Consider the following 26237-nt stretch of genomic DNA (forward strand, 5'->3'; position numbering starts at 1 on the left):
GGCACCCGATGAAACAGCATCCGCTGTGTAGCGATTGCGAACCTGAACTCGACATTACGCAGCTTCCAATTCCCGCCGGCCTCAAGCGCGAATGGTCTGCTGTGGAGACGCGGAGGAGATTTCTCGGCCGCTCCGGCAAAGTCTTGGGGTGGGCTGCGCTCGCCAGCCTTTTTGGCGAAGCTGCTCTGCGCGGTCACGGCGCTGACGCGAAGAATCCGGCACTTGCGACGCGCAACAACCTGGGCCTGCCGCACTTCGCACCGAAGGCTAAGCGCGCAATTTATCTATTCATGTCGGGCGGTCCGCCGCAGATGGATCTGCTCGACTACAAGCCAAATCTAGCGTCGCAATTCAACAAAGACATTCCCAATTCAGTGCGCGGGAACCAGCAACTCACCGGCATGACCGCCGGGCAATCGCGCTTCCCTATCGCGCCGTCGCATTGGGGATTCAAACAATACGGCCAGACCGGCACGTGGGTTAGCGACCTCCTGCCCTACACAGCGCGAATGATCGACGATCTCACGATCGTTAAGTCAGTGAACACAGATGCGATCAATCACGAACCCGCGATCATGTTCATCAACACAGGGAACATGAATCCCGGCAAACCGTGCCTGGGCTCGTGGCTCGCTTACGGACTGGGCAGCATGAATGACAACCTGCCGACGTTCGTCGTGCTGCAGACCAAGACAAATCCGAAAGAGAACAATCAGCCGGTCTCGTCGCGCCTGTGGAGCAGCGGGTTCCTGTCCAGTGAATATGCGGGCGTGGGGCTTCGCTCTGGCGGCGATCCTGTTCTCTATCTCGCAGATCCGGACGGGGTGGATCGCGAGGTGCGCCGCAAGATGCTGGACGCGGTGGAGCAGATCAATCGACAGACACTCGCCGATGTTGGCGATCCTGAGACGAACGCCCGCATCGCCCAGTACGAGATGGCATTTCGTATGCAGTCGTCGGTACCTGAGCTTACGGATTTGAGCAAGGAGCCGCAATCAACTTGGGATCTGTACGGGCCCGAAGCAAGGGTGCCCGGGACCTTCGCATACAACTGTCTGCTGGCGCGCCGCATGGCCGAGCGCAATGTGCGCTTCGTACAGGTGTACAAGCGTGGGTGGGATGTTCACGGCGACCTTGTGGGCACTCTGCCTATCCTTTGCCAGGAGACCGACCGCCCCTGCTACGCGCTCGTCACGGATCTCAAGCGGAGGGGCCTGCTCGACGATACGCTCGTCATCTGGGCCGGTGAATTCGGACGCACGGTCTATAGCCAGGGCGGGCTCAGCGCCGACAACTACGGCCGCGATCATCACCCGCGATGCTTCACCACCTGGATGGTGGGCGGGGGCGTGAAGCCGGGCATCACGTACGGCGAAACGGACGACTACAGCTACAACGTCGTGAAGGATCCGGTGCACGTACGCAACTTCAACGCGACGATCCTGGCGTGCCTTGGCATTGATCACAACCGGCTCACATACGATTTTCAAGGCCTTGATCAGAGACTTACTGGCCCCGCCCCCGCGTACGTGGTCAAAGGACTCCTTGCGTGATCGTTGCTGAACGAGTGACGGACGCCGCCCGAGGATTCATTCAACGAGTTCGCATTTCGACGTCCGCATGGCTGTATCCAGTGGGCGCTGCCATTCTGCTGATAGCTCTGCCGTTTGTCTTTCGACTGGACGGGCACGCGCATGCAGAGTGGTTGCAGTTCTTCGGCCGCTTTCATCCGGTGTTGCTGCACCTACCCATCGGGCTGATCGTTTTGCTTCCCGTGCTGGAGATTGCAGGTGCAAAGCGACCCGCGCTCCGCGAGGCTGCGGACTTGGTTCTTCGCGCGGCACTTGCCCTTGCGATGCCAACGCTGGCGCTCGGCTACATGCTGGCTTATGGCGCGGGGGATACGGGCACAACCGTCACCCGGCACATGTGGGGCGCCAATGTGCTTTGCATAGGGCTGATACTCTGCGTGTTTGTGCGGCCTGCATGGGCCGCTGGCCGCCAGAGGCTCGCTTATCCCACTTTGCTCACCGTAACTCTGCTTACGCTGACCTGGACCTCGCACCAGGGCGGCTCGATCACGCACGGCAGCGGCTACCTGACGCACTATATGCCCTCCGGTCTTCGTCCCATCTTCGGTGCCGACAGCGCCGAGAGCGTGAGCCCGGATTCCTTCTACGCGCGCCACATTCATCCGGTGCTCGACGCAAAATGCGTCTCCTGTCATGGAGCGAGCATGGTCAAGGGCAATCTGCGTCTGGACACCTACGACCACCTCATGCGCGGTGGCCAGGATGGAGCCGTGGTCATGCCTGGCAAGCCTGAAAATAGCATGCTTCTTGCCCGAGTAACGCTTCCCAGCGGCGACAAGCATTTCATGCCCGCTGAGGGCCGCACGCCGCTCACGTCTGATGAAATCAACTGGATTCGGGCGTGGATTCGTGCCGGCGCAACGCCGACGGCAATAAGCGTTCCGGGCGTTCGCGTCATTGAAGATCACCCGGAGCCTCCGCCGCAGCCGGTTGGCGACTACAGCCAACTTCTTCCGGAAATCCGCGCCATGCAGAACGGCGTGGGAGCAAAGCTGGTTCCGGTGTCGGCAAACCCATCAGACGGCTTGATACTTCGCACTGCGGATGTCGCGTCGTCTTTCGGAGATGCGCAGCTCGCAGCCTTTCAGAAGTTCGCGCCCTACATTGTGGAGGCGGAGCTAGCTCGTACTGCAATCACCGACGGCGGCTTCGACACGCTCCAGAAATTCACGCACCTGCGGGCGTTGCATCTTGAGGGCACATCTATCACTGGTATCGGACTCGCAAAACTCAACGCGCTGACCCAGCTCACGTACATCAATCTGAGCGGGACGAAAGTGAACGCACAATCCGTCACCGCTCTGAAAGCCATGCCGCACCTGCGCCACGTCTACCTGTTCAATACGGCCGCGCAGAGTGATGAATCCTCGGCGAAGGACCTGCAATGAAGCAAGATCGAAATCAAACCTCCCGGCGCGCATTTCTCGCCGCAATCGGAGCCACCACAATCGCCACAGCGAGTCCAGCGAACTCGCAAGCAAAGGCATCGGACATGCACGCACCACCGCAGCTTCTCGTTACCGGTAATGGTGAATGGACTTACGAAGTAGTTTCGGACTGGGGTGCGCTGCCTGCCGGCATATCGTTCGGCGGCACGCATGGCGCCATTGCGCACGATAATGCCGGCAACATTTACGTCAGCACGCAAAGCGCGACAGGCATCCTTGTCTACAGCCCCGAGGGGCGGCTGCTAAAGACGATCGCAGGCGCCTATCCTGAAGTGCACTCAATGGTGCACGCCGAAGAAAACGGAACAGAGTTCTTCTACACCACAGTGCAGAAAGGCACGCCCGAAGAGAACTGGCTGTTCGTCAAAATGAAGCTGGATGGCACGCCTGTCCTCAAGATTACGGCGCCGCGCGAAGCAGGATTCAAGGCGCCCAATGAGTGGCGGCTCACCGCTGCCGTTCCCGCGCCTGATGGCTCCATCTTCATCGCCAATGGCTATGGCGACTCGCGGATCTTTCGTTTCGATCGCAAAGGAAATTTCCTGCGAAGCTATTCGGGGAAAGGATCCGATCCGGGCCTGCTGAACTGCAGCCATGGACTGACGCTCGATACTCGTTACGACCAGCCGCTACTGCTGGTTTGCGACCGTGAGAATCGTCGTCTTTGCCACTTCGATCTGGAAGGAAAGTACGTCGACACGATCACACAACATCTTCGACGGCCTTGCCAGGTCAGTTTGCATGGCGACTATGCCATCGTGTCCGAGTTGGAAGGCCGCGTAACTGTGCTCGATCGCGATAACGTGCCGGTGGCATTTCTCGGCGACAATCCCGACAAGACGCAGTGGGCCAACTACGACCTCGCCCCGAAGACGATCGCTCGCGCCACGTTCAGCGCAGCACACGGCTGCTTCATCGACCACAATGCCAATATCTACATATCTGACTGGAATCACACTGGCCGCGTCACAAAGTGCAAGAGACGTGCTGCTTAATACATTAGAGGCTATGCCATCACGGGCTATAGAGAGTGAGCGCTGCCATGTGCAGCGCTTGTTCTGCTTGCCTCAGTAATCCTGGAGATTCACAGACCCCTTCGCCCCCAGTGCCGCTGCATGCACCTTCCGGAAAGCCGGATTCACGGTAATTACATAGGGAGCCGCACCCGCAGGTTCGGTTCTCAACATCCGGTTTGCAACTCCGTCGATCACACTGATTCTCGCGCCGCTGGTATTTGCAATGTAGACGCGATCGTGATCAGCATCGACAGTCACAGCTTCAGGTCGCGAGCCCACGGGAATTGTGGCGATAAGCTTCTTCTTGTCGCCCGATATCACGCGAATGGAGTTTCCCGAATAGTCCGCAACGTAAATCGTGTTGGTGCGCTCGTTGACAGCCAGGGCGCAAGGGATGCCGCCGGTTTCGATATAGATGGGTTGAGTTGATCCCGCCTCGATCGCGGCAAGCCGGCCTTCTCCGATCTTGGCGATGTACACGGTGCCGGTCTTCTGATTGATTGTCATGCCCCAAGCATGCATTCCGACCGAAGTCCGGGTGATTTCACGAGTGACGCCGTTCAGAATTAGAAGATCGCCCATCTCGTAACTGAGAAGGTAGACCGTGTGCGACTTCTGATCAACTACCAGCAGATCGGGCGAGCCCGCCTCGATGCTGCTCACCTGGTTAGTGGCAGCATCGATGACCATGAGTTGATTGCTGTAGGTGCGCGTTACGTAGATCCTGCCGGCAGTCGAATCGGACGCAATGGAATAGGGATGATCGCCAACTTGCTCGGTCGCTACTACTTTGTTGGTCTCCCCATCCAGAACGCTCACCGTTCCATCGCCGGCATTCACGATGTACGCGCGGCCATTCCGTGAATCGACCGCAACGGAGACAGGATGAGCGCCGACCTTCACCGATTGCGTCGTTCCGGTGCGATCGTTGCTGATCTCGACGCTACTGCCGTCACTATCGACGACGTAGCTCTTTCCAGTCGCGGGATTGAAAGCCGCGCCCGCGTTATTGATCAAGCCGCTATGCGGCGCTTCCACCAGTTGCTGAGATTCTGCCCTGAGGGAGAAACCCGCGAACGCGCCGAACAGGATGGCACACAGGCAAACAGGTGCTCTTGACTCTGAACCGGGCATTGGTCTCAAGGCTTTTCTCAGCAGACAGGTGAGATACTTCATGGTGACTCACGCAGTATCTGTCATTGCTTTGCCAAATGACAAGCCAAGCCGGGGAAACACCGAAAGGAGGAACTCGTTGTTTAAGGCAAGGTTGTGCCGATCGTACGCATTTCTTCTAGCTGCAATTCTCCTTATATCGACTGTCGGCCTGGGGCAGTCTGCTTCCGCCAAATTTCATGTTGTTGCGATCGCTGAAGCGGGCGGTATTCACAAGCCCTTTGTGGACGCCGCCAAAATCTGGCTCGCTCAGGAATCCAAGATTGACGGTTTCACCGTCGATTACATTGAGAACACCGATCTGATTGACGATGCCTTCCTCTCGCGATATCAATTGTTCATTCAGCTGAACTATCCCCCTTACGCGTGGAAACCCGCAGCCGTAGAGGCGTTCCGAAGATATATCGAACTAGGCCGCGGCGGTTGGATTGGATTTCATCACGCGACATTGCTGGGCGAGTTTGACGGGTACTCGATGTGGCCCTGGTTTTCGTCCTTCATGGGAGGCATCCGCTTCACCAACTACATTCCAGGTTTCGCCAGCGCCACGGTCAAGGTTGAAGAGCCAACGCATCCGGTGATGAAGGGAGTACCCACACAATTCCTTGTGAATGATGAGGAGTGGTACACCTGGGACAAGTCGCCGCGGCCCAACGTTCGCGTGCTCGCGAGCGTCGACGAGCACACCTACAGTCCCGACTCCGCTACGAGGATGGGCGATCATCCCGTGATCTGGAGCAATGAGCACATGAAAGCCCGCAACGTGTATATCTTCATGGGACACCATGCTGAGCTGTTCCAGAACCCGAGCTTCACGACCATTTTTCACAATGCGATTCTTTGGGCGGCGCATCGATGAAAAGTGAGATTCGGATCATCAAGAGCAAATGCAGATGGATCGCGATGCTCCTTGTTGCGCTCAGTGTGTCTGCGCCAGTGCGCGCGCAGCAGAGCACAAAACGTGTGCTGGCGTTTTACTCGGCCAACGTCGAACGGGATCACGTGATCTTCGCCGAACAGGCGGTGAAGTTCTTCGCCGCAACCGCCAAGGCACACGGGTTCGAATTTTCATCTACCACAGACTGGAACGATCTGAACGCCGAAAAGCTCCAGGGAGTGCAACTGATTCTGTGGCTCAATGACTCTCCGCATACGCCGTCGCAACGAGCGGCTTTCGAGAGCTACATGGAGCACGGCGGTGGCTGGATGGGTTTCCATGCCGCGGCGTATAACGACGAGAGCACCGGCTGGCCGTGGTTTGTAAGCTTTCTCGGGGGCGCCGTCTTCTACGGAAACAACTGGCCGCCTCTGCCGGCATTGCTTGACGTGGATAACCCGTCAAGTTCAGTCACTCGACGTATCCGTCCACATTTCATGGCGCCCGCCAACGAGTGGTATATCTGGCAGCCCAGCCCGCGTGCGAATCCTGCAGTTAAAGTGCTTGTCACTCTCGCGCGCTCGAACTATCCCATCGGCCTGAAGGACACCATCGAAGGTGGAGATGTGCCGGTGGTTTGGTCAAACACACGGTATCGAATGATCTACATGAACATGGGCCATGGAGACAAGATCTTCAACAGCGCCGAGCAGAACCGTCTCTTTGAAGACGCGCTTGAATCCCTCATCACCGACAAGCGCTGAGGATGAGCGCGCATAAAGCGCTCAATGCGAGGGAAGGCTGACCGCGTAGAGGTACCAGGCGGAGTGCGGAAGCCAGCCTTCTGTCCATCGCCAGTCTTCGTCTTTGCCTGTCACGGCGAAGCCCTGGTTGAAGGCGATTCCGTCTTCTCTGTCCGAGGAGGCCGTGATCCCGTTGACGATCACGCCGGGAGCATTGGTGTACTTGTACGACCGGAAGAACATGTATGCCGCGTCGCCGTGGCCGCTCCCAATCAGAAGACTCACATCAAATGGGTTCCGCCCGAGAATCCAGTGCAATTGATTCCACGCATAATTGCTGAGCTCCGCTTGAAACGCCGGCTTATCGGAGAACAAGGGCATCGCCATTCTCGCCGCTGCGGCCAGTGAGCTAAGCCGTGCGTCCTCCCCTTGCCACCAGGGAGCGGCCTCCGTGTCATGAGGGAAGAAGAACGCGGTCCGGGCCGTGCCGTCGCCCATACGCACAAGCTGACGCGCATAGCCGAACGGATTGTTAACCTCACCGGTGACCGTCAGTTCGAATTGCAGTGAGCGTTCGACTGCGTTGCGGATGTTCTTCTGCTCTTCTGGCGAAGCCATCTTGTAGTAATTCAGGAGGCTGATCACAGGTAAGCCCGCATCGGACGGATGGAAGAACGGTCGCGTTCTTCCATCGGCGCGCCAGTAATCATGCCACTCTTCCATCGTGGTGAGTCGTGCGATTAAGCTCGCGGCGCGAGTAGTGGCCGCGGACCGATACTCCTCGGCATGAGTGGCGCGATAAAGCTCCGTTGCCGCCATCAGGACGCAGTAGTCGTCCAGGATGTTCTCTACTCCATCATTGAGCAACTCGCGATTGTGCTGGCTGAGAAAGCTGAATGCATCCTTCGCGGCTTGCAGGTATTGTGCGCGCGGGTAATCGCCGTCCTCGGGCATGGTGGAAGCCAGCGCCAGAGCCGCGATGGCTATGCCGCCCCCGGCGCGAAAGCTCGCCTCGTAGGTGTGCGGCGCGACCGCGTCTACATGTTGTTCCGTGGAATCAGTGGTGCTGGTTTTGATCTGCGTGCGCCAATTCGGATTCCCGATTTCTCGGTCCTTCGCAAGCTTCTCTTTTCCCGGAGCCGAGAGCGACTCAAAGAACGATCCATCACGTCGCTTGATGCGCACGAGGTAATCGGCGCCATAAAGGCCTTCGTCAAGCATGCGGCGCCGATACTCCGTGAAATTGTCGTCGCCGCGTGCTTCGAGTGCGCGATAGCTAGCGAGCAGACTCCATGCCACAAGCGGCACCTGCTGCGGATTGAAATAAGAAGTCAGATTCTGGTGCGAGAGGTGGATACCGTAATCTCCGGTGGCGTCGTACCAGCCTCCGTGAGCATCCACAAACTTGCCGGGTTCATCCGGGATCGCGAGGTGCCGGTCGGCCTGGTCAAAGTCGCCGCTCGCTCGCTGGCCCTTGAAGTAGTAGAGGACATTCGAGAGAGTCTGTCTTTCCAACACTTCCGTGTCGATCGTGAACGGGCATGATTCGACCTGGCCATTCTGGGATGCAATGCGCACTTTGTAGTGTCCCGGTTCGTGCCAGGCGCTGAAATCAGCATTCCAGAACACCATGCCGCGCCAGTCGTAGACCTCACCCGCGGAGTGTAACGGCCCTTCGAGTACCGTCTTGCCGGAGTCGACGTTGATCAGGGCAAAGTTTCCCGGAGCAGGATCGCCCTTGGCGCCCTCCACCAGGGCCACCTTCGTTGCCTGCGGCTCGTATCCAACCTGGTCTACGAGAACGCGGACGGAGGCAGCGGCATGGGCTGATAGAACACTCGTTGCAAAGATTGCGGCGCCAAACGAAGACCAAAAAGCACGCGAGGAGATCTTCCAAAGAACGATCATTCCGACCCCTTGTGGCTGTTCTTCCCCTCTGAAACAACAGGGGTCTTTGCGCCAGTGGCGGGCGCCTTCGCCTGCCTCGTGGCGGTGTACTGGTGTAACTGCGGCCCGATTCGATTTGAGAACGAATAGTTCTCATTCCGATCTCCGTCGATGGTCCAGAACATGGCGCCAATCATTGCCGGATATCCCGTCGGCTTCCGCAGCTTGTACGCAGTGCGCTCTGGAGCCTGACCGGTGATCAGGTACTGCATCGCGCGGCTCACGAGTTCTGGCGTTGCAGTACCGACCAGGAATCCCGCTGCTACTTTGTCGGCGGGCACCGGTGGGAAGAGGCTGCCGTTGGGGCCGCCCACCGGAAAACCGTGCAGGACCAGCTCCGTCATTGCTGCGTCGTAGTTCACTGATCCGAGCTGATAGACCTCTCCATCGAGACCCTCGAGCGGCGGCGTGTTGTAGTCCTGGACGTCCACGAAGGACAGTATGTCGCGCACGCCCCACAGCAGCGGCAGATACGTGCCGAACTGCCCACCGTAACCCGCATAGCCCGCCGGCATCTGTGTCCCTTCAGGCACCAGGCTCAGCATGAAGCCGGGGCCGAGATGCTCGCGCAACTCACGCAGCGCGGAGATCAGATTCACAATTGACGCGGTCTTCGGATGCTGGAAGTCCGTATCTCCGGGATCCAGGTTGAGCGATGGAGTTTCAAAATCAATATCGATGCCGTCGAAGCCGTACTCGGTCACGATCTGGCTTACTGAGTTCACGAAGTTCGGAATACTCGCTGACTGCGCCAGGGTGAAATACTCGCCACCGCCGCCAAGGGAAATCAGGACCTTCTTGCCCTGGCTCTTCAACCATGCGATGTCTTCTTTGAACTGCGCCATATCCATCGGCTGCTGGCCCGGCCGCGGAGGGCGCACATGCATCTGCATGGTTCCTTCAGGCGCATGGTGATCCACGTTCGCAAAGGCCACGATGATCACGTCCCATTGCGGCGAAATATCGCGCAGGCGCAGAAGCGTTCCACCTGGACCATCTCCAGTCCAGTACCCGATGAGTTCGTGTCCGTTGTTTGCACCTGTTCGGGGAACCGCAGGGACAGAGGAGGGAGGAGCGGGATCGTTCGCACTTCTCGTCGCGGGAGCGATGGCGGGGCATGTAGCCGCCGGCGTCTGCAGCAAGCGGTCGTCTGGGAAACTGTATGGCTTCGCTCCACCGGTGTACCAACCCATCATCGCGACATTGGCTACATGCCACGAGGTAGCTCCGGTGTGCACCACTAATGCTGGCCCGGTCGGCAACTGACTGCGCTCATTCGTATCGAGCGGGTCCTGGAGGGTGTAGCGCGTGGCGGGACTGTCTCCACCGCAGCCGCGGTGCTCTTTTGCCTCGGCGGAGGGCCACTGCCACCGCGGCACCACGTTTTCCCCTGTGGGTAAGGGCGTGTGAAAGTCCAGATGGAAGAACGGATCGTGGAGCGGGTCGTTGACCCATTCCGCAAGTTGACCAGTCAGAGGCTGGATGTCGCGTTCTTCGACGAGCGGAGGTGTGGCTCCCAGGTACGAAGCCAGAACAAAAGAGTTTCCTGTCCCCGGGTCTACGCCATGCATTCCCCAGGTGCAGCACACCGTGGCATCGCCGTAGGTGTAATAGCCGGTGTTGTGCGTTACCGCGATGACCAGCTTTCCTTCCTGCCGCGGAATCTGACGAAAGATCTCCCGCTGGACGTACTCTACGTCGGCCATGCCAAGGCGTGTTCCAGTCCGTTTCGACGAGAGCATATAGCCGTATCCGGGCGGTATCTCCACCGTGATCGCATGTACCTGCGGAGTCCCCAGCAACGTGTGATATCCGGATGCTGCACTCATTGTGGTGCGCAGCATGGCATCCAGATACTGTGTAGTTTCCCCAGCTCGCAACGTGGCCTTCGAGAACACCGGCGAGTGCAGCAACCGCGGGACATCGACCGCAGGATCCAGGGTCGCCGGAGCGTTTTCCGCGGAGGGAGCAAGAAAATGGAGCCGCACCGGCACCAGCACGGTGGGGATTACGGTTGTTGCGCCCTGGCTGGGATCGCGACCCGGCATTGTGACGACACCGTTGGGTGTGCTGTATCGGAAGGTCGGCACCGTGCCCTGTCCGAACGCCAACTCACTCGCGAGCACCAGGAGAAAAATCAGAAGGCGAGCAGTCTTCACCCCATTCATCCTTTCATTTGTGGCCAGCCCGTCTACCGAAACCTGCGGATGAATAGAGAGTGGCGATCCGATCGATATAGGCCGAGCACGTACAATCCCGGCTTGCCCGATGTGGAGTAAATCTTTTGACGAATCCGCAGAACTGCGGCACCTGAGGAGATGTCCAGAAGCCGAGCTGTGTGCGCATCTGCTGTAGTCGCATCTATTTCCTCATCTGCATGCGCAATCTGAATCCCATAGTCGCGCTCCAGGATGGAGAACAGCGAGAGCCGGTCGAGGCGCGCTTTGGTAATGCCCGCAAACTCATCGGCAGAGAAGTAGCAGGTCTCGATGGCACATGGCTCGTCGCCACTGAGCCTCAGGCGTTCGAGCTTGACGAGCGGACTTGTGGCAGGCAACGCGAGTCGGGCAGCGATTTCCTGTTCCGTATGAGTGATGCTGAGCGAAAGAACCTTTGAAGAGACAGCCAGGCCGCGGCCCGACATTTGCTCCGTGTAACTCATCAACTTGTTGAAATGAATCTTTGGCGGAGCAACAAAAGTCCCGGAGCCGCGGCGCCGAACGACCATGCCCTCGCGCTCCAACGCAATCAGCGCATGCCGCGCAGTCATCAGGCTCACTCCGTGAATTCGCGCCAACTCCCGCTCCGAATCCACGAGGTCCCCCGGCTTCAGGGAGCCCTTCTCCACACGTCTCATGATCGTGCTCTGGATCTGCTTATAGGCGGGCAGCCCGTTCTTTCGGACTTGTGCCATTGCGAAACGCTCCTGCGCACGTGCACATTACTACAAAGTGCTCTAGTTCTCCAACACTAATCGTAAACAGGCATCCTCAGCTTTCCTTTGGAGAGACACGCGCTAATCGGATCACTTGAGCATCGCTCAGGTCCTGGGCCATCTAAAAAGGAAGCGCGCCTTGAGCACGCGCCACTCCACACAAAACAGACCACTTATGTCCATTTTAGAGTAACAAAACAGCGGAAAAGCGAACCTTCGGCGCCGTCTAGCCGAGTCGTGAGGATACTTAATCGCTTTAGTCGGTTTTGCGATCCAGCGCGACAGTTTTTACTTGACTCTAAGACTCATTCCGCTATATAGCATCGCCTATGAACTTTTGTTGAAATTCAGGAGGCAATGTCATGAGGAGTTTTTCTGCGGTCTCGCGTTCACTCCTTCTATTTGCGGCTCTAGCCGGAATCTGTCCTTACGGCTGGAGCCAGGAGGTAACAGCTTCCATCACCGGCACGGTAACGGACCCGAGGGGCGCGGCAGTGCCTGGGGCGCAGGTGACGGCAACCTCTCAGGAGCGCGGACAAACGTACAACGTCCTGACGAACGACACCGGCCTCTATCGAATTTCTCAACTGCCGGTTGGGTCCTATACCCTTAAGGTCGAAAAAAGCGGATTCTCTTCGGCCTCCTACCCCGCGTTCGTGCTGACGTTGAACCAGGTAGCCCGTATCGATGTGGCAATGAAAGTCGGTCAGACAAGTGAGACGGTGGAAGTGAGCGCAGCCGCTCCTGTGCTTGCGACAGAGACGACGCAGGTCGACACCATCATGAACTCCGTGACCAACGACAACCTTCCACTTGCCTCGCGCAATTACGTGCAACTGACTCTGCTTGCGCCGGGCGCAGTTTCGACCGATCCGAGCAGTTTCAATAACGGGAACAACACGGGTGGTTATGGTGGCCGCCCTCTCATCAACGGCAATCGCGAGCAGGCAAACAACTTCATGCTCGACGGTATGGACAACAATCAGGTTTCGGACAATTTGCTGGGCTATACGCCGGCGCCGGACGCGATTCAGGAGTTCAACCTGATTACAAGTAACGCCCCAGCGGAATTCGGCAATTTCGAGGGCGGGATCGTCAACGCGACGATCAAGTCGGGCACGAATTCCTTCCATGGCGATATCTGGGAGTTTTTCCGCAACGACGTTCTTAACGCACACAATTGGGCGGATAAGCTGGTGACCCCCGCGCTTGATAAGGCTAAAGTGCGCTGGAACATGTTCGGCGGCACGGTCGGAGGGCCGATCATCAAGAACAGGCTGTTCTTCTTCGCCGACTATCAGGGTCAGCGGTTTGATATCCCAAGCTCGCAGACGCAAAACACGGTTTTCACCGCTGCTGAACGAGGCGGTGATTTTGGCGCGCTTTGTCAGGGTGGATTTGTGAACGGAGTCTGCCAAGGGGCAGGCCAGCTCTACAATCCGTGTGCATCTTTTACCGCGCCCTGCACTCCCTCTTCAACTCCAGCTGCGGTACGCAAACCCTTTCCGAACAACATCATTCCGGCTGTCATGATCAGCCCGGTAGCGGCCAACTTGTTCAAGTCGAACCTGTATCCTGCTCCCGTCAATACCCAGACGCAAAACAACGCTGTGAACACGGTTAATTCGGCCCAAAATGTGGATCAAGGCGATCTCAAGATCGACTTCAGGGCGAGTCAAAAAGACAACATTTCTTATCGTTTCACCAGGGCCTATCAGAACAACCCGTCCGTCAATTCGCAGGTGCTTTTGTCCAACGGCTATTCAACGACGCCGATTTACAACACAGTAGGCGACTGGACTCGTACGATTGGTGTCAATCTGGTGAATGACGCTCGCATCGGATGGAGCCATGTCACGCTGAATAGCGGCAATAGTTGGGCATCCAGCGTCGGCCAATTCGGCAACACGCTCGGAATTGGGAACGGCAATCCAGCAAGTCTCGACGGCTTGCTTGCACTCAACTTCACCCATACAGCCGTCAGCAACCTGGGAGCCGCCGAGCAGACCCAGAGCTTCGATGACCACGTCTGGCAGTTTGAGGATGGCTTGAGCTGGAGCCACGGCCGGCACAACTTCAAGTTCGGTGGCCAATTGTGGAACCAGAACATCAAGACCTTTTATGCCGGTAACAATGGTCAGCTCGGTCTCATGGACTTCGACGGAAGATTCACCAGTCCCGCTGTCGGATCTTCTGGCGGCGACGGTGGCGCCGACTTTGTTCTGGGCCTCGATTACCAATACGGTCGCGGTGTAAGCAGCGGGAAGACCTGGCAGCAAGTCAGCAACGTAATTGGGGCTTATGTGCAGGACACGTGGCGCATCACGGACCAGTTAACCCTGAATCTCGGCCTGCGCTATGATGCTCACACTCCCTGGACGGAGAGCAACGATCAGCAGGCGAACTACAACATCGCCACCGGCAATATCGACCTCGCCGGTAAGAACGGCGCCAGCCGTGCCCTTTACAACGGCTTCTATGGAGGCAGAGACTTCCAGCCTCGCATAGGTTTCGCGTGGACCCCGACTGCGTTGGGCGGCCACACGGTGTTCCGCGGCGCCTTCACCATTTCGTCTTATCTCGAAGGTACCGGCACGAACCTTCGCTTGACACTCAATCCGCCATTCACTCCGGCAGAGATCAACGCCGTCTATAACAACGTTGCGCTGCCTCTAACGAATTCATCGGATGGCATCGTAGGCTCGGGATCCTCGGCTTCTTGCGCCGCCCCCGCTTATGCCTGCTATGCCCAGTCGTTCCTCCGGGTTTGGGATCCCAATGTGCAGCCGGCGATCGCAGATCAATGGAACGCGACAGTCCAACATCAGTTTGCCGGCAATACAACGGTCCAGGTCGGATATGTAGGGCAGAAGGGGACGCACCTGATGGTGCCCTTCGACTTCGCGCAGAGAGTACTGTTATCGGATGGGACCACGGCGCCCAGCCCCTATTTCGCAAAGAACCCGACCCTCTACGCCGTCCTGGGCAATCCTGCTGAGGGTGGCGAAGGTGCGACTGTTTCCGGCACGAAGTCCAATGGCAACATGACGTATAACGCGTTACAAGCTGTGCTGCAGCAACAAGCCAGCCACGGTTTGCAATACCAGGTCTCGTACACCTTCTCCAAGTGCATGTCTGACAGCACCGGCTACTATGGCGCGTGGAACAACGCGCTGAGTGCTTCAGCCTATTGGCAGAATGTCTACGATCAACGTTCGGAATGGGCGCCCTGCTACTACGACGCGACCCACGTACTTTCATCGTATGCGGTCTACGACCTGCCGTTTGGGCGCGGAAAGATGGTGGCGAGCAACATCAACAAAGCGGTCGATCAGGTAATCGGAGGATGGGCGGTTAGCCCAATCGTCTCTTTCCGTACTGGCTGGCCCTTACCGGTTTATGGAGCCCAGGATAACTCCGGTACGTTCGGTCGCGGCGCGCGAGCGAACTGCAATGGCCTGCCGTCGATTACCAAGACTTCGATTCCCGGGGTCGGGGTTCAGTGGTTCACCAACTCTGGACAATTCACCCAGCCGGCGCCTGGAACCTTCGGCAACTGCTCACCTCAGCTCGATGGATTGCGCTCGCCCCGGTACACCGACGTGGATATGAGCGTGCACAAAAACTTCCCAATCACCGAGAGGTTCAAATTGCAGTTCCGAACCGACTTCATCAACGCGTTCAACCATACGCAATTCAACGCACCCAACATGGGCCTTGGACCCACGATGGGACAGATCACCGGCGCTCAACCCCCAAGGAACATACAGTTGGCGCTAAAACTCTACTACTGAAAATTGCGCACGTATAATGATGCAGGCGAAGACCTCGCCTGCATCATTTGCGTTATAGCGTGGCGAAGGACGTTCGAAATTCACTCCCACATGAGTAGACACCTGGCGCAGGCAGCGGCGATTCTCACCTTGCTCAGTTGGCACGGGTCGATGCCGCTGGCTCAGCAATCCTCGGCTCCCAGTCCGCGACCCGCTCTACCTCCCGAGAAAGCAATCAGCCTGGCGGAGCAGGGACGCTGCGCCGAAAGCATCTCTGCTCTGAAGCATGCAATGGCGGGCACCGTTCCCGCTGATGTGCGGAAACAGGCTGGCGTCCTCGGCGTTCGCTGTTCCCTCGCCATGGACGACCGTGACTCCACCAATGAGTTCATCCGGTTGTTAAGCAAGCAATTTCGCAGCGATCCGGACGTGCTCTTCGTAATCGTTCACGCCTATTCCGACCTGTCATCGAGAGCGGCGATGGATCTTGGCCGCGAAGCTCCGCAGTCCATTGCCGCGCATAAATTGAACGCTGAAGCGCTGGAGATGCAGGGTAAGTGGGAGCCTGCGCAGCATGAGTACGAACTGATTCTCCAAAAAGACCCGAACGCTCGTGGCATCCACTTCTTGCTGGGCAGGCTCCTGCTCTCGAGGCCGGATGCCGGTGCCGATGCCGCTGAACGCGCGCGGCAAGAGTTCCTCAAAGAGATTGCGATCGATCCTGCGAATGCCGGCGCACACTACATCCTGGGAGAACTTTCGCGCAGGGACGAGAAATGCGAGGATGCACTTCCGCAATTCTCCGAGGCGGTCAAGTACAATCCCAGTTTTGCTGAGGCCTATCTGGGCCAGGGGCTTTGCCTCGTAAGTCAGAAAAAGTATGAAGAGGCAGTTCCCCCACTGCGAACTGCGGCGCGCCTCACGCCTGGGAATCCTGAGATTCACCACGCGCTGGCCACGGCACTCCAGAGATCCGGCCATCCTGAGGAAGCTCAAAAGGAATTCGCCATCCAGAGCAGTCTCATGTCCGGGCAGGGCTCTCAAAGCCCTCAATAAGACGGAGCGAACATACTCGCGGCGGTGTGCTGCACATCTACTTCTTCACGAGTCTAAGCAATCCAAATCGTTCCGGCACGTGAAAGCTGTCGCTCATCGTGGGCTGCCACGCAATCTGATGCAGAGCCGATGCCGGCCCCTGGCTTCGATACAGGTTGACCCGGAGCATGTTGCCGGGCGCCGCCTCTCGAGCATCGATTGCTGAATAGGGTATCTTCATTGCCCCGTACCAGACATGGGCAGCCTTATCGATGCGCGCCGCCATCTCAAACCCGGAGCTCCACTTCCAACCATCCTCGTGATGCGGCTTGTTGAGATCAATGTCTAAATCAACCCACTCGCCCTGTGGCGAGATCTCGAATTCCTTGTAACGCCGAATGTCAGTGAAATCAGATCCGATGAAGACTTCCGCCACATCCCAGTTCCAAAGCTCGTTCGTCTCGGCCGACCGGTTTGGGTTGGGTTTCAGGTTGAGCTCTTCGTACGGAGAAACAAACAGGAAGTACAGATTCTTTGCCGTCCACCGTGTTCGAACTTCCGTACGATACTTCGGATCAGGCTTGCCATGGGCATCCGCGTCCATATACGTCGGTAAGGAATCTCGCCAGAATGGTGACGCGGGATTCGTATCGAGACTTGGATCCGAATCAGCCCAGATGCTCTGCATGATCCGATCCTCTGTTAGTCCTTTACCGCTGGGAGTGAAGAGCATCGTCGAAAGCCAAATGAACCCGATTATGGGGATTTTCAATGCCAACATTTTGATACCCTAGGGAGCGCTCGACATTGCAAGCCGCGTCAGGTGATAAGCCATCAGGCGGTCAGGCGCCAGCAGCGCTTCTCGAAATTCCTTCTGAGCCTGCTGATCATTACCCGCAGCACTATCGAGCACCGCCCGGTTGTAGAGCCACCAGGAACTTCTCTCGCTATCGCCATTCGATCGTTCAAGAATGCCGTTGAGCTTCTGTCTGGCCGCGCGTTCATCGAAATCAGGGAGTTCTCTCGACGCTTTCCACGACCAGACTGCGTTTTCAAAGCCGGATTGTTGAGTACTGCGTTCAAAGCTGGCGCGGGCTTTTTGACGCTCGCCGCAGTCCTTGTAGACATTCCCAACAAGATAGCTGAATCTGGCGGAGCGCAGGAACGGCTCGAGACCGTCGCGCGTAAAGGGCAGATCTGGCTTAGGCTTCGCGACATCATCAACTTGTCGAAGCGCCTCGGTGCATCCTCCACTTCGTGCGAGTGAGGTGGCGCGTTGTACCTCCAGTTCGAGCCATACTTCTCGCACATTGAGGCCGCCTTCTTCGCGGGGAAAGAATCGATTGTGGAACAACGCTTCTGCCTTCTCGAACTCTCCCGCCTCGACCAGATTTAGAATCAGTTCATATACGAGATTGGAAGGAATGTTGGCATGATCGGGATATCTTTCCAGGGCCGCCACACGTTCCTGAGGAGGGCGTCTCAGGATGCTCAACGCCTGATCCATCCCCGTGTAGAGTTCGATATTTGCCGGATCCGCGTGCAGGCCTTCCTGAAACACGCTCAGCGCCTTTTCGGGATTGTCATCTTCATGAAGTAATGCGCGCCCCAAGCTGGCATGCAGAACCGGGATTTGCTGATTGAGCCTGCGGGCCTGCTCCCATTCAGAAAGAGCCTCGCTTGTCAGGTCGCGCGAAAAATACAGCGTGCCTAGCAAATAGTGCGCGGTCGCATCCTGCGAATTGAGGCGAACAGCGGTCTGCAGGGCTTCCAGATCTTCCGCGCGGCTGGGAAATACATAGTTCGTTGGAAGCTGCGCGGCAGCGTTCAAATCCGTTGAGGAAGGTCTCCCGAGCTTGTCGCGGCAATCTGCGCGGAAGTAGGCGACCATTGGATGCTTGCCGGGTGCGAGCACTCCCGGTTCAGCTTGATCAGGTACGGCCGCGGGATAATTGCGCGACAAAACATCAAGGGCCCGGGAATACATGCCGAGACGCATGTATTCGGACGCGACATTCAATACACGCTCAGCGTCATCACCAAGGTGTTGCAGATCAGGTTTGCCGATTTGCTCTAGCAGAAAAGCGCGCTGCGGAAATCGCGTTAGCCATTCCCTGGCGAGGCTCTGAGCCTCTACGGTCTTCCCTTCAGCCGCCAGCACCGCGGACAACTCCTCAGCCGCACGCGGATCATCAGGAGCGGAGCGACTTGCCGATCGCAAATAGAATTCTGCTTGCTGCAGATTGCCATCGCGGGCTGAAAGTTCGGCCAAACGCACTCCCGCTGCTGCGCGAAATGCCGGTAGCCGCTCGGCTGATTCATAAGCTTCGCGCGCTTTTCGGTTCTGCCCCAAACCGTCGTATGCGATCCCGAGATAGTAGGAAACCTCCGCATCAGTGGTGTCTCGAGCCGCCACGGGCTGCAGAAGGGTCCTGGCTTCCTCGTATCGCAGCAAACTGGCGCACAGGCGTCCTGCGGCTTTGCGCAATTGCACGCTCTCCGGGAATCTCGCAAGGGCATCGCGATAAGTGCGCAGGGCCGACAGGAGCTCACCGTTGAGTTCCTCTTCATTCCCTAGCTGGAGCCAGTCATCCTCCGTGCGATGCTCCCGGTCTGGCATGTTGACGGAAGGCTGGGGACCGGTTCGTATTTGTTCCGCCGGTGTCCAATCGTATCCGCCCTCAGTCTGCTGCAGAAGCAAAGCATCTTTGCTGTCGCGGAGCTCGAACGTGTATTTCTGCTGCGCCTCGGCCTTTTCGATTCGATGCGACCAGGTGTGATGCGGACTGAGGTCAGCCTTCTCTTGGTAAACCTCATGATCCCCGGCCAGAATGCGAAGCGTTGCCCCGGAGATTTCCCGGTTTACATTCAGTCCGGCAACAAGCGCCTGTTGCTGCCTCTCCAGGTGAACCACCCCGGTTAGGTTCGCCCTCGAGATTCCACCAATATCGCGAACCGGCATCCAGAACTCAGAGAATCGGATCGTCTGTCGCGGCTCGAGAAACGCATACGTTTCCTGATTGCGAAACAGCCCTGCCTGGACTTCCATGTACGCACTGTTGTTGTCCGAGAGAGCCGTCCGCCAGTCCAATCCATCCGGATCGGTGCCCCATGACCAGATCTTCTTTGCAGGGAGCTGCGAATAGTCGGCATAGTGAACAACGCCTGTGTGGGTGTGCGGATTCCAAATGCCCATGAAGGGCTCCCGGCTTCCATGCACGAATAGAGAGACTGGTCCACTCGTCTGATTCTTCACAACGCTCAGGTCGGTGCCGTCCTTCTGGATCGGCCAGGGCTCGACGTCACGAAAACCGTGGCTCGCCGTGAAACGCATCGGATACTGAATCCGCGAGTCATCCCAAACCTGCACGCCCGCATTGTTCCACCAGTAGAAGCGATGCCGAACATCGCTGCGATTGTTCAGGGTGACTCTCTCTTCGAGGACCGTCGAATGAGGCTGGAGAACGAGTTCCACCGACCACTGCATTCCGTACACGCGGTCGATGTTGCCGACCTGAACGAATGCGCTACCGTCTTCCCTGCTCCCGAAAGCGAAGTCGACAGGAGAGAGACTCACCCAATTGTGGGAGACCGGGAAATTGAACTCGATGCCAAACGCTGCCCAAGCGCCCCTGTACGATATGGCGGCCTTCTTTATCGAAGGGTTCGCGTAAAACATGGGCTGGCCGCTGATCTTATCAGTGCACGTGTAAAGATGGCCTCCGAGGTCGGGCAGCACTGAGCACTTCAGGTACTCATTCTCCAGAAAAACGGCACGCCAGGCATGATCGGTCCGCTGGTTGGTCAGATTCGTGCGAAGCGTATACGGATAGTTGAATCGGTCGTTCGCATATTGATCAAACGGCGGATTGGGATCGGGAGCAGCTTCCTCGTACGTGGGCAGCGTCAGAGTGCCTTGCCACACGCGGACTTGTGCCGTTGCCTGACATAAGGAGAAGAGCACGAATGCGGAGAGTAAGCTTGAGCGCATAATCATGGCTGAGTCTGCTTGAAACCACCCCGCCATTATCTACGCCCAACAACAGTCGGGACAGATTTAATTGGGAGGGACGAAGAATGTTCGACCGATTCGATCCTTTCGATGCTTCTTCGCGGAGCTGCGGGCAGGCGCTGTAGGACTATGAGGCAATTTCGTCGCACGGAGTGGGCGCAACCCTTGTAGAGTTTAGGTATCTTTTTTTGGGGCGGCTGCGGCTATTTGCGGCCAATCAGAAACAGGGACGTTCATGCCAATCGGATCCCGATGGTTCTCCGGCCGAACCTGGATACTACACGTCAGCTTGGGCACAATGCTGCTCTCGCTCTGTCTAGTTCGAGCTTTAGAGGCTCAAGAGACGGAGCCCCTGATGCCCATGCAAGCTCGCTCCGAGGACGGCGCCGAATTTCGCTGGCTCCACAAGAAGGTGCTGGATTCCCGCGTGCTCGATAGCATGGAGGATCTTTCCTCGTGGTCTTTCGTGGGCGATGGCGAAATGACGCTAGCCACGGATCGAGCCAGATACGGAGAGCACGCCCTGCGCATCAGCTCAACCACGAATGTTGCGCAAGCCGGCGGCGATAAGGAATGGGAAGACCTGGTGGCCACGCGGAAGTTCGCAAATGAGGACTGGTCCCGGTTCAATCGGATTTCTCTCTGGGTTTATCCCGACGTAGTCGGCGCTCCCGCAATCTCCTGCACGCTGGTGCTCAATAACGACGGCAAGCACAAACTTCCCGACAGCTATAACGAAGGCCGTCACGAATCGATTCCTCTCAAGAACCATGAGTGGAATCAAATCGTGTGGGAGATCGCCCCTCTCTCACGCGACCATGTCACGGCCGTGGATTTCGCTTATAGCCTTCCCAAGAAAATCCCTGATCCCGGAGATCGCACGGTCCTCTACATAGATCAACTCGAGTTGCAGACTGTGGTGCCCGATCACGTAGAAGGATGGGACGTAGCCGCAGGCAAAATCGCTTTCAGCCACAGCGGGTACACAGCCGGTTCCCAAAAGAGTGCCATAGCCAGCGATCTGGCTGCCCACGAATTCTCCCTCATCGATCAACAAACGGGCCGGGTGGTATTCACGAGGCCGGTCGAAGCGGCGACAACTCCCCTCGGAAAGTATCAGACTCTGGATTTTTCCCACTTTCGCCAGCCCGGCACATATGCGATCAAGGCCGGAGACACGCTGACCCGCTCTTTCCGCATTGGCGACGACGCATGGCGCAGCAGTATCTGGAAAGCCATCAACTTCATGTACAGCGAGCGTTGCGGAACAAACATTCCGGGGATCCATAACCGCTGCCACCAGGATATCTACACGACGCATGGAGACCAGCGAATCGTAGTCAACGGCGGATACCACGACGCCGGCGACCTGAGCGCCACCGGTCACACGCCAGCCATGGCATATGCGTTGCTCTCTCTGGCTGAATCGCTAAGGAGCCAGGGCGAAGACTCCGCTCTGACGGCTCGCCTGCTCAACGAAGCGCGTTGGGGCTTGAACTGGGTTTTGAAAACCCGCTTTGGCAATGGCTATCGCAGCACTGGGCAGCTCGTGAGCTATTGGACTGACGGTGTCATGGGAACGGCAGATGATCGCTTCGGAGAGGCGGTCAACAATCCGGAATGGAATTTCCGGGTGGCCGCCGTCGAAGCTTTGGCGGCGCGGATGTTCAAAGGCAGCGACCCGGACCTGGCAGCCCGGAGCCTGGCAACTGCGGAAGAAGATTGGAAGTATGCGGTGGACGGTTTGAAGACTGCAGCGCCACTTCCGGAGGTGTACGGCGCCTCCGACGAACTGGAGAGAATCTCGTACGGCGTCGTGGCATCGATCGAACTTTACCGGGCCACGGGCGAGCAACGATACGCCGATGAAGCTGTCGCACTGGGCGACCAGGTGCTGGCCTCACAGGAACGTCGGCTGCAGCCATGGAGCATTCCCTTAACCGGATACTTCTATACCAGCCCCAAACGTGAGAACCTGTTTCACCGCTTTCATGTCGGACAGGAACAGGAGCCGATCATCGCTCTCGTCCGACTCTGCGAAGCCTTGCCCAACCACGACAAATGGATGAAGTGGTACTCAGCAGTTGTACTGCACTCGCAGTATTACTTGAAGGCCGCGTCAGCCGTCGATGAGCCATTCGGAGTGTTGCCGGCGGCGGTCTATCGCGACAGTGAAGTGCGTCTTATTCCGGAATCCAAAACCTGGACCCCCTTGCGCGCTGCCGACCGCGATGCTTACTTCCAGGAAGTCCACAAAGGAATTCCGCTCGGCGGCGAATATTATCTGCGCAGATTTCCGGTCTGGTTTGATTTTCGTGGCAATTCCAGCGTTCTGCTATCGCAGGCCAAGGCACTGTCAGCCGCCGGGCGGCTGCGCGGCGATCTGGACGCAGAAGATCTCGCGCAGAAGCAAGCGCAATGGCTGGTCGGTCGCAATCCTTTCTCAACGAGCCTGATGTACGGCGAAGGATATGATTGGACGCCGCTCTACAGCGTGCGTTCCGGCCAAATGGTGGGCGCGCTTCCGGTTGGAATCGAAACCAGGGGTATGGAGGATGCCCCCTATTGGCCAACACAAATCTGCTGGACCTACAAAGAAGTCTGGACGCAACCGGTTGGGCAGTGGCTATGGCTTATGCAGGACATCGCCGTGCCCGCCACCGTCAAGGGGATGGCTGACCCGTCTAATCACCGACCTGTGGAGTTCCGTGAGCAGGAAAGCGGCCAGCTACTGACGGCGACGCCAAGTCCGATGGATGGCACCTTCAGCCTTCACTTGCCGGAAGGACACTATGATGTTCGGCAAGGCTCAGCCCATACCGATCTTACGGTGTTGCCCGGCACATCCAATTCTATCGATCTACGCCCAGACCGTCTCCTCGATTTCAAAGTCTCCTTTCAGGAGATCCCTGGCCAAAGTGAAATCCTGATTCAAGTGTCTGCTGAAGGTGCCGGCCCTCACGTCTTCGCGATTCGAAGCGATAATCTTGCCGTGCAAGAGCAAGCCGCCATCAAGGTTGATTTGACACCCGGCAAGGTTCAACAGATCGTATGGCACGCCCATGTTCTTTCTACAGATACGCCGTGGGTGGCGGTCGTGGTTCCTGACGACGCACTGGCTAATCGTCGCGAGGTCACAGGCGCTGAAGCGCGTCACTGAGCGAGAAACCGCGCCACATCGGACAAAGGTGGAATACTATTTTGAAGCACTGGACTTCGGAAACATCTCGGCGCAATCGTTCCCTGCCCCTCTTACTCACCATGCGTTTCTCAACCGCGATACTTGCCGTCATTCTGGTCACCACGATCGCGTACGCTCCTGCTTCGGCTCAATCGAGTGCCTCGGCACAAGCATCGGCAACTTCGGGGACAATTCGGTTCGAGGATATTGCCGCTAAAGCTGGCTTACATTTCACGACTCAAAACTCCCCCACTCCAAATAAAAATCAGATCGAAACCATGGTTGCCGGAGTAGCGCTGATCGACTATGACGGAGATGGCTGGCCCGATATCTACCTGGTGAACGGCGCGGCCATACCCTCGCTGCAAAAGGAATCGCCCGCCTACTGGAACCGTCTGTATCGAAACAATCACGACGGCACGTTTACCGACGTTACCGAACGCGCCGGGGTCGCGGGCGCGGGCTACGGAATGGGCGTTGCCGTGGGCGACTGTGACAACGATGGGAAGCCGGACATCTTTCTCGCGAACGTCACCGGCAATCAGCTATTTCACAACAACGGAGATGGCACCTTCACGGACGTGACCGCCAAGGCTGGAGTGAGCGGCGGAGAGATGAGCGGCAAGAAGATGTGGTCCGTCGGGGCTGGATGGTTCGACTACAACAATGACGGCTTGCTCGACCTGTTTGTGGTGAATTATTGCGGCTGGGAGGTCAACAAAGATCCCGTATGCCTTCTGAAGGACGGAGTACGAGCCTACTGCCACCCCAAGAACTACAGTTCTCTTCACAACACCCTCTACCGCAACAATGGTGACGGGACCTTCACGGACGTTTCGCAGGAGACCGGAATCGCGGCGCACATGGGCAAGGGCATGAGTGTCTCCTTTGCAGACTACGACGGCGATGGATTTCTTGACGCTTTCGTCGCAAACGATACGACTCCTGCATTTCTCTTCCATAACCTTCATGGTAAGAAATTTGAAGAGGTTGGTGCGGCGGCGGGCGTGGCATACTCCCCCGAGGGTTTTACGCTCTCCGGGATGGGGTCGGATTTCCGGGATGTAAACAACGACGGGCTGCCCGATGTTTGGTACACGGCAGTCGAGCACCAGATGTTCCCCCTCCTGGTGAACGCCGGCGGCGGAGTCTTCGATGATGCAACTCACAAGAGCGGACTGCAATCCACCAACGAGATGTCGGGCTGGGGCAATGGCATCTTCGACTTCGATAATGATGAATGGAAGGACCTCTTTGTAGCCAGAGCCAATGTGCTCGATAACGTCAGCGTGCTCACGCCGAGTCGAAAATATCCCGAACCCAACTCGGTCTTCCGTAACCTGGGCAACGGCAAGTTCGCTGATGTCGCAAGCACGGCTGGACCCGATCTCCAACTCACGGCACCCCATCGTGGGGTTGCATTTGGCGATCTATTCAATGATGGACACATCGATGCGGTGGTGACAGTGCTCAATGGACCAGTCAAGCTTCTTCGCAACATTTCCGAGACTGGCAATCACTGGATCCTTCTCAAACTCGTCGGCGCCAAAAGCAATCGCATGGGAATCGGAGCGCAGATTCACATTACGAGTGATGATGGACGGCAGCAGTGGGACGAGGTGACGACTGCGGTGGGCTACGCGTCCTCGAGCGACAGCCGTGTGCACTTTGGACTTGGGGCAAACAAGCGAATCAAGGATTTGGAAGTCCGTTGGCCCAGCGGAATCCATCAGGTCTTGCACGACGTTGCCGCTGATCAAATTCTCACGATCGAGGAACCGCAGCATTAGCCATTCAGCGTGACCATCTGGGGGCGATCCGGTGCCCTCGGCTGATCAGAGTGGACCCAATCTGGACCAGACTTCAGAATTGAGTCCGCACCAGGTTGATTGATTTGGAGCGGGAGACCGGGATCGAACCGGCGACATTCAGCTTGGGAAGCTGACGTTCTACCACTGAACTACTCCCGCCACTCGAAACATTATAAAGCCATTCCCCTGGGAGTCGCCCCCGCCCACAACTGGGCTTCGAAATGGGCCGGAAAACACGAACGCGCAACCAGCCGGTAAGACTGGTTGCGCGTTCGTGGTTATGAGTTGTTTTTCAGCTGACCGGCGAGCCAGGTTCGACAGGCCGAGCCAAGATCTTTACTACCATCTGTCGAGATCGATCAGGAAACCGCGATCATCTTAATTCCGCCCATATTCGGCGCCCGAATACCTGCTTGAGGATGGCGAATCTGCCGAGACGGTCAGCTTTCCTAACAACACCATTGCGCCAAAGAATGGAAGCAATAGCAACAGGATCACTTCGGTCGTGGCTAGAGCCGCTACTCGTCTCAGGGACGGATTCTCGAATCGTTCCGCAATGACGAGTTGAGGGCGTTCATTGAATCGCATTTCTTTACGACCCTCCCCAAGGCGAGATAGCGGCTCTCGTTGTGCTCATCCCGCGGCACTGTCATTTAGATCCTGACCGCACAGTGAGTGAGCGGCGTTGATGATG

15 protein-coding genes and 1 tRNA gene are annotated in these 26237 nt (G+C 57.4%); 9 read left to right on the plus strand and 7 right to left on the minus strand.

Annotated features, from left to right (window positions below; all coding sequences use genetic code 11):
• The first annotated feature begins 8 nt into the window (after positions 1-8).
• From MOP44_RS24420 to MOP44_RS24430, 3 genes are read left to right on the plus strand one after another with little or no spacing between them, the layout of a single operon-like run.
• A complete protein-coding gene (locus MOP44_RS24420) occupies positions 9-1553 on the plus strand; it encodes a DUF1501 domain-containing protein (RefSeq protein WP_260793044.1) in 1545 nt (514 codons plus the stop codon).
• Positions 1550-2980, plus strand: a complete 1431-nt coding sequence (locus MOP44_RS24425; protein ID WP_260793045.1) for a c-type cytochrome domain-containing protein — start codon at positions 1550-1552, stop codon at positions 2978-2980. The genes MOP44_RS24420 and MOP44_RS24425 overlap by 4 nt, the downstream gene beginning before the upstream one ends.
• Positions 2977-4035, plus strand: a complete 1059-nt coding sequence (locus MOP44_RS24430) for an NHL repeat-containing protein (protein WP_260793047.1) — start codon at positions 2977-2979, stop codon at positions 4033-4035. Before MOP44_RS24425 ends, MOP44_RS24430 begins: the two co-directional genes overlap by 4 nt.
• 72 nt (positions 4036-4107) lie before the next feature.
• Here MOP44_RS24430 and MOP44_RS24435 read toward each other — a convergent pair whose 3' ends face one another.
• On the minus strand, positions 4108-5094 hold the full coding sequence (locus tag MOP44_RS24435; RefSeq protein ID WP_260793049.1) for a YncE family protein: 987 nt from the start codon (positions 5092-5094) through the stop codon (positions 4108-4110).
• A gap of 214 nt (positions 5095-5308) precedes the next feature.
• Between MOP44_RS24435 and MOP44_RS24440 the strand changes: the two genes are divergently transcribed.
• Positions 5309-6088: a ThuA domain-containing protein gene (locus tag MOP44_RS24440; protein WP_260793051.1), complete on the plus strand. Its 780-nt coding sequence runs from the start codon at positions 5309-5311 to the stop codon at positions 6086-6088.
• Positions 6085-6870: a ThuA domain-containing protein gene (locus tag MOP44_RS24445; RefSeq protein ID WP_260793053.1), complete on the plus strand. Its 786-nt coding sequence runs from the start codon at positions 6085-6087 to the stop codon at positions 6868-6870. The genes MOP44_RS24440 and MOP44_RS24445 overlap by 4 nt, the downstream gene beginning before the upstream one ends.
• A gap of 21 nt (positions 6871-6891) precedes the next feature.
• Here the strand turns inward: MOP44_RS24445 and MOP44_RS24450 are convergent, their stop codons facing one another.
• The 3 genes from MOP44_RS24450 to MOP44_RS24460 are packed head-to-tail and all read right to left on the minus strand — an operon-like array spanning position 6892 to position 11710.
• On the minus strand, positions 6892-8757 hold the full coding sequence (locus tag MOP44_RS24450; RefSeq protein ID WP_260793055.1) for a glycoside hydrolase family 9 protein: 1866 nt from the start codon (positions 8755-8757) through the stop codon (positions 6892-6894).
• Positions 8754-10955, minus strand: a complete 2202-nt coding sequence (locus tag MOP44_RS24455; protein WP_260793056.1) for a glycosyl hydrolase family 18 protein — start codon at positions 10953-10955, stop codon at positions 8754-8756. Before MOP44_RS24455 ends, MOP44_RS24450 begins: the two co-directional genes overlap by 4 nt.
• A gap of 32 nt (positions 10956-10987) precedes the next feature.
• On the minus strand, positions 10988-11710 hold the full coding sequence (locus MOP44_RS24460; protein ID WP_260793058.1) for a GntR family transcriptional regulator: 723 nt from the start codon (positions 11708-11710) through the stop codon (positions 10988-10990).
• A 383-nt stretch (positions 11711-12093) separates the two neighbouring features.
• Between MOP44_RS24460 and MOP44_RS24465 the strand changes: the two genes are divergently transcribed.
• Together MOP44_RS24465 and MOP44_RS24470 are read left to right on the plus strand one after the other, a co-directional pair.
• The gene (locus tag MOP44_RS24465) at positions 12094-15525 is read left to right on the plus strand and encodes a TonB-dependent receptor (RefSeq protein ID WP_260793059.1); all 3432 of its coding nucleotides are present in this window, start codon (positions 12094-12096) and stop codon (positions 15523-15525) included.
• Positions 15526-15615: 90 nt separating this feature from the next.
• Entirely contained in the window at positions 15616-16560 is a 945-nt protein-coding gene (locus MOP44_RS24470; protein WP_260793061.1) for a tetratricopeptide repeat protein, read from the plus strand.
• Positions 16561-16597: 37 nt separating this feature from the next.
• On the opposite strand, the gene MOP44_RS24475 is transcribed toward MOP44_RS24470, so the two are convergent.
• Positions 16598-17227 carry a carbohydrate-binding family 9-like protein gene (locus MOP44_RS24475; RefSeq protein ID WP_260793062.1) on the minus strand — a complete coding sequence of 210 codons (630 nt, stop codon included), beginning with the start codon at positions 17225-17227 and terminating at the stop codon, positions 16598-16600.
• A 102-nt stretch (positions 17228-17329) separates the two neighbouring features.
• The gene (locus MOP44_RS24480; protein WP_260793064.1) at positions 17330-20530 is read right to left on the minus strand and encodes a DUF5107 domain-containing protein; all 3201 of its coding nucleotides are present in this window, start codon (positions 20528-20530) and stop codon (positions 17330-17332) included.
• Positions 20531-20906: 376 nt separating this feature from the next.
• Between MOP44_RS24480 and MOP44_RS24485 the strand changes: the two genes are divergently transcribed.
• Together MOP44_RS24485 and MOP44_RS24490 are read left to right on the plus strand one after the other, a co-directional pair.
• Entirely contained in the window at positions 20907-23711 is a 2805-nt protein-coding gene (locus tag MOP44_RS24485) for a glycoside hydrolase family 9 protein (protein WP_260793066.1), read from the plus strand.
• 299 nt (positions 23712-24010) lie between these two features.
• Positions 24011-25522, plus strand: coding sequence for a CRTAC1 family protein (locus MOP44_RS24490; RefSeq protein WP_260793067.1), 1512 nt, complete (start codon positions 24011-24013; stop codon positions 25520-25522).
• Between the two features lie 105 nt (positions 25523-25627).
• Here MOP44_RS24490 and MOP44_RS24495 read toward each other — a convergent pair.
• A tRNA-Gly gene (locus MOP44_RS24495) sits at positions 25628-25702 on the minus strand.
• Positions 25703-26237: the final 535 nt, after the last annotated feature.

This window comes from Occallatibacter riparius, from assembly GCF_025264625.1.
GTDB lineage: Bacteria > Acidobacteriota > Terriglobia > Terriglobales > Acidobacteriaceae > Telmatobacter > Telmatobacter riparius.

Bases quoted from the DNA above. Each gene is read 5' to 3' on its own strand.
- MOP44_RS24420 (WP_260793044.1), top strand. From the start codon at position 9: ATGAAACAGCATCCGCTGTGTAGCGATTGCGAACCTGAACTCGACATT.
- MOP44_RS24430 (WP_260793047.1), top strand. From the start codon at position 2,977: ATGAAGCAAGATCGAAATCAAACCTCCCGGCGCGCATTTCTCGCCGCA.
- MOP44_RS24445 (WP_260793053.1), top strand. From the start codon at position 6,085: ATGAAAAGTGAGATTCGGATCATCAAGAGCAAATGCAGATGGATCGCG.
- MOP44_RS24450 (WP_260793055.1), bottom strand. From the start codon at position 8,757: ATGATCGTTCTTTGGAAGATCTCCTCGCGTGCTTTTTGGTCTTCGTTT.
- MOP44_RS24460 (WP_260793058.1), bottom strand. From the start codon at position 11,710: ATGGCACAAGTCCGAAAGAACGGGCTGCCCGCCTATAAGCAGATCCAG.
- MOP44_RS24465 (WP_260793059.1), top strand. From the start codon at position 12,094: ATGAGGAGTTTTTCTGCGGTCTCGCGTTCACTCCTTCTATTTGCGGCT.
- MOP44_RS24470 (WP_260793061.1), top strand. From the start codon at position 15,616: ATGAGTAGACACCTGGCGCAGGCAGCGGCGATTCTCACCTTGCTCAGT.
- MOP44_RS24475 (WP_260793062.1), bottom strand. From the start codon at position 17,227: ATGCAGAGCATCTGGGCTGATTCGGATCCAAGTCTCGATACGAATCCC.
- MOP44_RS24480 (WP_260793064.1), bottom strand. From the start codon at position 20,530: ATGCGCTCAAGCTTACTCTCCGCATTCGTGCTCTTCTCCTTATGTCAG.
- MOP44_RS24485 (WP_260793066.1), top strand. From the start codon at position 20,907: ATGCCCATGCAAGCTCGCTCCGAGGACGGCGCCGAATTTCGCTGGCTC.
- MOP44_RS24490 (WP_260793067.1), top strand. From the start codon at position 24,011: ATGGTTGCCGGAGTAGCGCTGATCGACTATGACGGAGATGGCTGGCCC.